Genomic DNA, 4,872 nt, shown 5'->3' with positions numbered 1-4,872 from the left:
CGTTCGCCCAGAAGGACCTGAAGATCAACGGCTGGGCCATGGAGAGCCGGATCTATGCCGAGGATCCGTACCGCGGCTTCCTGCCCTCGATCGGGCGGCTCGTGCGCTATTCGCCGCCGGAAGAGGGCGACACGCCCTACGGCTTCGTCCGCAACGACGCGGGGGTGCGCGAAGGCGACGAGATCTCGATGTTCTACGATCCGATGATCTCGAAGCTCAGCACCTGGGGGAAGACCCGCGACGCCGCCATCGACGTGATGGGCCGGGCGCTGGAGGACTTCCACATCGAGGGCCTGGGCCAGAACATCCCGTTCCTGGCCGCGGTGATGGACCAGAAGCGGTTCCGGTCGGGCAAGCTGTCGACCAACTACATCAAGGACGAGTTCCCCGAGGGCTTCCAGGGGCTGCCGCCCACCGACGGGCAGCGGAGCCTGATGGGCGCCGTAGCGCTGGCCATGCACCGCGTGCTGACCCGCCGGGCGGCGCCCGACCTGCTGCGCGACGACTGGATCGTGGTGGCCGGGCACAAGAAGCAGGCGGTGACCGTAAAGGCCGACAACGGCGACTTCACCGTGACGTCCGGCGGCAAGAGCCATCGGCTGGAAGGCGTTCACTGGCGTCCGGGCCAGCCGGTCTTCCGCGGCCGCTTCGACGGCCAGGACTTCACCGTGGCGGTGAAGCCGGCGGCCGAGGGCTTCGTCATCCGCCACCGGGCCTCGACCCTGCACGTGCTGGTCCTGACCCCGCGCTCGGCCGAGCTGCACGAGAATCTGCCGCCGAAGAAGGCGGCCGACACCTCCAAGATGGTGCTGTCGCCGATGCCGGGCCTGGTGGTCTCGATCGACGTGGCCCAGGGCCAGGAGGTGAAGACCGGCGAGATCGTGGCCGTGCTCGAGGCCATGAAGATGCAGAACATCCTGCGGGCAGAGCGCGACGGCACGGTGAAGTCGGTCAGCGTGAAGGCGGGCGACAGCGTGGCGGCCGACGAAGTGCTGGTCGAGTTCGCCTGACGGACGGCAAAGGCGTCGTGACCCCGCGCTGGCCGACGCTGCGCGGTCCCGCTGGCGGGTGACAGACACACCCTGGATCAGCCCGTCATTCTCCACGCCACGCGCGGGTTGAAGACGCTCGCAGCGGGGAGGAAACGATGGCCGACGACAATGCGCCCAGCCGAACCGACTTTAGCGAGTCCGAACTGGCGGAGCTCGCGCTGCGCTTCGACGTGCACGACCCTCGCTATGTGAAGTGCCCCTACTTCCCGACGGCCGCCCTCATGCGGACCCAGGGACAGGTGGTGCGGGCGGAGTCCTACGGCGGCTACTGGGTGGCGGTCAGCCACGAGGCCGTCACCACCGCGGCGCGCGACTGGCGACATTTCACCAACACCCGCGGTGTGGTCATCGGCGAGGACAAGCCGCAGAAGTTCGTTCCCGAGGAGTACGACCCGCCGCTCCACTCGCAGTTCCGGCGTATCCTCAATCCCTTCTTCACGCGAGAAGCCGCCCTGGCGCTCGAGCCGAAGCTGGCCGCTCTCGCCGACCGTCTGATCGACGGTTTCATCGGCACGGGCGAAGCGGACCTGACCGAACAGTACGCGACCCCGCTATCGGGTCTGGTGTTCTTCGAGCATCTGTTCAATTTCACGCCCGAGCAGGCGGCTTACTGTAAGGCGGCCGCGACGGACGGGATGTTCGCCCACGATCCTGCGGTGCGCGCCGACGGGTTCGCGCGCGTGGAGCGCTTTGTCAAAGACCTCATGGAAGGCCGCCGCGGCAAGCCTTCGGACGGCGGGTTCATCGACACGGTCCGCACTGGGACGATTGGCGACCGCCCCGTCACCGACGAAGAAGCGGTCGGCTGCATCCAACTGATGATTGTCGCCGGGGGCGACACGGCCATCCTCGCCATGGGGGTGATGTTCGAGCAGTTGGCGCGCGATCCTGGCCTGCGCCGACGCGTCATAGAGGATCCTTCCCTGCTGCTGCCGGCGATCGAGGAAACCATCCGCCTGCAGTCGCCGTCGGTCGCCATCCAGCGGACGGTGACCGCCGACACGGAGCTTTGCGGCCAGCAACTCAAGGCGGGCGAGAAGCTCTACCTCTTGTGGGGATCGGCCAATCGTGATGCCGCGGTGTTCGAGCGGCCGGACGACTTGATTATCGACCGCCCCAACATCAAGCAGCACATCGCGTTTGGCGCAGGCGCACACAAGTGCATCGGCGAATGGTACGCGCGCGCCATCATGAAGGTGGCCTGTGAGCGGCTCCTGGCGCGCATCCCCGAATTCGACCTGCAGTCCGAAGAAATCGCCTACCTGATGGGCCAGTCGCGCGGCCCGCTCGCCGTCCCCATCCGCTTCGTGGCGGCGCCCTGACGGCGCCGTCGTCGCCCGCGGGCCCCGCGCCTGCCGAACTCCAACCCGCGCCGAGCGGACTTTCCGCTCGCGCGTAGCCACCGCCAGCCTGGCGGCAGGACCTGCATGACGAAGATCACCTATGTCAGTTTCGAGGGCGTTCAGCGGGAGCTCGACGTGCCGGACGGTCTGTCGGTGATGGAAGGCGCGCGTCGGAACGGCGTCGAGGGCATCGACGCTGACTGCGGTGGGTCCTGCGCGTGCGCCACATGCAAGGTGTTGATCGAGCCCGCGTGGTTCGGCCTGGTGGGGCCGCCCGGCGACGACGAGCAGGCGATGCTCGACTTTCGCGGCGACGTGCCCGAGCGCACCCGCCTGGCCTGCCAGATCAAGGTCCGCCCTGAGCTTGAGGGCCTGGTCGTGCGCACACCGCTCAACCAGGACACGGCGGAGTTTTGCGAGTCCTGACCTCAGCGCTCCCGGCGAAACCGCAGCGGAAGCCGGAGTGCGGGTGCCGTAGAGGCGCGTCAGGCCTAAGATGGGGCGTCCGCCTTCAGGTGCTGCATCATGTCTTCGATGGCCGCCGCCGTCCGTTGGCAGGTGATCTTGTCGTCGCCGCCGTTCTTGTCCGCATACCGGACGATCGCGCCATGCATGTAGGGACCTGATCGGCCACAGCCGCAGCCGCCGTCCCAGTTGATGGTAACTTCGTCGCCGGTGATGAAGCCACCCCAGTAGGTCGAGGCCATCAGGTCGAAGCCGGCATAGCGGCCCGTCTGTTCGCCCCGCCGAGGGTAGGGCGCGCCGGTGTCGGGATCGAGCACATAGCTCACGAGCCACGGCGGCGCGTGGTAGTGGCCGTGGGGGCATTTCTTCGCCAGGCCGGACATCAGCTCGGAGCAGGCGTAGACCTCGCCCATGTCGCAGCGGATCGCCCGGCGCACGTTCGCCAGCTGCTCGTCCGTGACGGCCGCGCCTTTCAGGCCCCCCGCCAGCGTGATCGAAGAGTCCGGAGCCAGGTCGATCTCCAGGCCGGCGGCGTCGGCCGCCCGCACCATGTCGACGAGGTAGTTGAGGCCGATCCGCATGAACACCGTCTCGCCCTTCAGCCGCTTCAGGGTCTCGACATAGAAGTCGTCGAGCGGCTGAGCTTTGCGCACATCATGGGCGGCGGCGCCGTCGGCAAGACGCTTCCAGGCCTTGGTCTTCTTCAGCGCTTCCAAAGCGCCGTCGGCCTGAGCCCGCTTGATGCGACCGCTCATCCAGAGGAGGTCGGTCGACATCTCGCCCTCGGGCGTCAGGAACCGGCTCCGATCGCCGCCATAGGCGTAGGTCACGATGTTCTGGGTGACGGACGCGGAGTTGTGGCGACCCTTCGGCACATGGGGGCTCACGTGGAAGACGTGCGGCGCGAACGGGTCAGCGCCGAACTCCGCGCCGAACGGGCTGTAGAACGCCCGGAAGTAGCCGGGGATATGCCGCACCTCCTCGGTGCTCTTCGGGATCAGCGACAGCTTGCCGGAGGTGCCGGAGGATGTCACGACCCGCACCGGCGTCTCCGCCTCGATGACGTCGAGCCATTCGTCGAGGGTCTCACAGCGCGAGACGTCTAGGCCGGACAGGTCATGGACCGTGTAGTCGTTCAACCAGTGGGTCAGCTGGGCGAACCGGGCATTGTCGATCAGCGAGAGCGGGTAGGACTTGTAGGCGGTGTGCGGGAAGAGCAGCGGCACCAGCGCGTTCAGCTCGCTGATGTCCGTGATGTGGTTCTCTTCCGCGAGCCGCTTGAGCGGTGGCAACTTCGGAACCAGGGCCTCGAAGCGTCGCCTTATGACGGCGAGCTGGATCTGATCGATCTGCGGCTGCGACAGGGCGTAGATCTCGTCCGCAGGCCGGTCGAGCATGGCCGCGGGGTCGGCGCAGAAGGCGTCGAGATCGCCTGGGGTCGGGTCGAGCTTGGCGTCCATTCGGCGTTGTCTCCTGGCGTCACGCCTGATCGGCGAACATGACCCGGCCGCGGTAGGTCCCGGCCGTGAAGTCCTCGTCGTTGATCCAGCGGCACAGCCGGCGCAGCGGCTCCATGGCGTCGTGCGGCAACGACTGTGTCATCGTCAGGTGGTTGCCGAGCGAGACGATCCGCTGGCCCCCCATGAAGGCCAGCTTGTCCCGGTACCTGGCTTTCAGGCTCTCGGGATAGACGCCGATGGTCTGGGTATGGATGGTGATCCGTTCCAGGCCCTCGGCGATGTCGTCACAGGGCACGAAGTTCGCCACCCGGCAGGCCAATAGACCCGCAAAGTCCACAGGGTCAGGGATCTTCGAGACGATCACCCCACCCAGGTTCGCCTCCACCCCCACGACCCGGTAGAAGGACGAGCTGCGGATGGCGTCGATCTCGTCGCGCAGCTCCGGGCTGAAGTTCGGGTGCGGGGCGCTCACGTGGGGCACCAGCTGCTGCAGCGCCTCGTAGGTGTACTCCGCAAGGCGTTCGAGGCGGGCGAGCCCCGCCGCATCGGTGC

At 67.3% G+C, this 4,872-nt stretch carries 5 protein-coding genes; 3 read left to right on the top strand and 2 right to left on the bottom strand.

Annotated features, from left to right (window positions below; all coding sequences use genetic code 11):
* The 3 genes from AX721_RS07200 to AX721_RS07190 form a co-directional block, all read left to right on the top strand.
* A partial coding sequence (locus AX721_RS07200) for a biotin/lipoyl-containing protein (RefSeq protein ID WP_156467051.1) occupies positions 1-1,010 on the top strand: 1,010 nt, incomplete at its 5' end.
* 137 nt (positions 1,011-1,147) lie between these two features.
* Positions 1,148-2,374 (top strand): cytochrome P450, encoded by a 1,227-nt coding sequence (locus AX721_RS07195; RefSeq protein WP_068875337.1) that lies wholly within the window; start codon positions 1,148-1,150, stop codon positions 2,372-2,374.
* A 105-nt stretch (positions 2,375-2,479) separates the two neighbouring features.
* Entirely contained in the window at positions 2,480-2,821 is a 342-nt protein-coding gene (locus AX721_RS07190; protein ID WP_068875336.1) for a 2Fe-2S iron-sulfur cluster-binding protein, read from the top strand.
* Between the two features lie 65 nt (positions 2,822-2,886).
* Here the strand turns inward: AX721_RS07190 and AX721_RS07185 are convergent, their stop codons facing one another.
* Both AX721_RS07185 and AX721_RS07180 read right to left on the bottom strand, forming a co-directional pair.
* Positions 2,887-4,320, bottom strand: a complete 1,434-nt coding sequence (locus AX721_RS07185; RefSeq protein ID WP_068875335.1) for a hypothetical protein — start codon at positions 4,318-4,320, stop codon at positions 2,887-2,889.
* Positions 4,321-4,339: 19 nt separating this feature from the next.
* On the bottom strand, positions 4,340-4,872 hold a 533-nt coding region (locus AX721_RS07180; protein WP_197422493.1), incomplete at its 5' end, for an acyl-CoA reductase.

Source organism: Phenylobacterium sp. CCH9-H3, from assembly GCF_001557235.1.
Taxonomy (GTDB): domain Bacteria; phylum Pseudomonadota; class Alphaproteobacteria; order Caulobacterales; family Caulobacteraceae; genus Phenylobacterium.
Note: the sequence above shows the minus strand (reverse complement) of the source record. Positions and strands in the feature narration are given on the sequence as shown.